This is a genomic window from Bradyrhizobium sp. UFLA06-24, from assembly GCF_054967145.1.
In genome coordinates, this window is sequence record NZ_JADFUE010000169.1 from 1 (window position 1) to 2,208 (window position 2,208).

At 60.2% G+C, this 2,208-nt stretch carries 2 protein-coding genes; both read left to right on the top strand.

Annotation, left to right across the window (positions count from 1 at the left end):
- The first annotated feature begins 178 nt into the window (after positions 1–178).
- Positions 179–1,243, top strand: a complete 1,065-nt coding sequence (locus IF809_RS38390) for an ABC transporter substrate-binding protein (protein WP_441258743.1) — start codon at positions 179–181, stop codon at positions 1,241–1,243.
- 79 nt (positions 1,244–1,322) lie between these two features.
- The coding region (locus IF809_RS38395; RefSeq protein ID WP_462840064.1) for an ABC transporter permease at positions 1,323–2,208 on the top strand (886 nt) is incomplete at its 3' end.

Consider the following 2,208-nt stretch of genomic DNA (forward strand, 5'->3'; position numbering starts at 1 on the left):
TCGGAAGGCGTGGTGCAGCTCGAGCCGGGCACACCGATCACCATCGGCTGGAAAACTGAAGATTGTCTGGCGCTCGACCGATCGTGAGGATGACCCACGACATCGCCGGCAGGCCGAAGCAGAAGTTTGACAGCGCCGCTCCTATCGTAGGGGCGGCATATCGGGAGGGAAGCAAACGATGAGGAAGAAATTGATGGTCGTCCGTGCCTTGGCCATAATGGGGCTGACAGCCGGTGCGCTTGCGCCAGCGGAATTTGCCTTTGCGGCCGATCAGCTGACGATCGTCTCCTGGGGAGGGGCCTCCCAGGCCGCCGAGCGCAAGGCCTATTTCGAGCCCTTCACAAAGGCGACCGGGATCAAGATTACCGAAGACGAGTGGAACGGCGAGACCGCCAAGATCCGCGCGATGGTCGAGTCCAAGACCGTCAGCTGGGACGTGGTCAACGGTGGCGGGTCAGCCGCCTGGGCCCTGTGTACTCAGGGCCTCCTCGAGACGATCGACTGGAAGAAGCTGGGTCTCGACAGGGCAAAGTTCGGTGAGGCCGGCAAATTTGACTGCGGGGTGCCGTCGTCAGCCTCCTCCACGGTCATCGCGTATGACAGGGACAAGCTGCCGAATGGCCCGAAGACCATCGCTGACCTGTTCGATCTGCAGAGATTCCCCGGCAAGCGCGGACTGTGGAAAAATCCCTCAGGCAATCTCGAATGGGCGCTGATCGCCGACGGCGTGCCCATCAAGGACGTGTACAAAGTCCTCCGTACCTCGGAAGGCGTCGACCGCGCTTTCAGGAAGCTCGATACGATAAAGAAGGACGTCGTTTGGTGGACTGCCGGCGCTCAGGCACCGCAGCTTCTGGCCGATGGCCAGGTCGTCATGACCGCAGCTTTCAACGGCCGCATCTACAGTGCCATCAAGGACGAGGGTAAGCATTTCGAAATGATGTGGGACGCCGCGCCAGCGGGTTGGGGCTATTGGGTGATTCCCAAGGGCAGTCCACATCTGGACGACGCCTACAAGTTCCTCGCTTTTGGCGGCTCACCCCAGCCGCAGGCCGACCTGACGCGCTACATGCCCTATGGGCCCGCCAACAAGGATGCCATGGCCCTCGTTGATCCGGCAATGATACCCAACCTTGCCAATGCACCCGGCCATGAAGCCCTCATGCTGAACACCGACTTCCTATTTTGGAATGAGCATGGCGATGAATTGCGCCAGCGCTTCACCGCTTGGCTAGCGAAGTAAAGAATGGGGAATGGCGAGGAGGACGTTCCGTTCTCCTCGTCCCAACCGACGATCAATGACCGAAGAGTGAGAGAAGTTGATGGCGACGATGGCAGCCCAAATCGCCGGCAGTCCAGACGGCATGCCGCTACGGATTAAGCTGCAGCGGGTCGAACGTCGGAGCAAGCTGAAAGCGTTTACCTTCGTCCTGCCGCTTCTGCTGTTCATCCTGATCGCGTTCGTCTTGCCGATCGGTCGGATGATGTTCAAAGCGGTCCATGACAATACGCTATTGACGCTCATGCCGCGAACCACGGCAGCGCTAAGCAGCTGGGACGGCAAGGATCTGCCCGACGAGAGTGTCTATGCCGCTCTCGCCGACGATTTGACGCATGCCTGGGCCCAGAAGACCGCGGGCGCTATCGGCACACGGATCAATTATGAGCTGCCCGGCGCCGGTGGCCAGGTCGCGTCGAGCGCCCGAAAGGCGAGCACACTTTCGACCGGCCCCTACAAAGCGGCGCTGATCGAGATCAGCCCCCTGTGGGGGCAACGTGACGTCTGGAGCTTGCTCAAGCGCGGTCGCTCTGCCTATACCGCCTATTACTTACTGCGTTCGGTCGATTACCAGTATGGCCCCGACAGCCAAATCGTCGCCACGCAGCCGGAGAATGCGATCTTCCGCGACGTCTTCCTGCGCACGCTTGGCATTAGCATCGGCGTAACCGTCCTGACTCTGCTGCTAGGTTTCCCGGTGGCTTATCTCCTGGCGACACTGCCGCCGAAAACCAGCAATCTGCTGATGATCGTGGTCGTGCTGCCGTTCTGGACCTCAGTGTTGGTACGTACCACGGCCTGGGTGGTGCTCCTGCAGCAACATGGGGTTGTGAACGATGTCCTGATGGCGCTGCATATTATATCGCAGCCCGCGGAGCTCATCTTCAATCGGGTCGGCACAGTAATCGCCATGACTCATATCCAGCTGC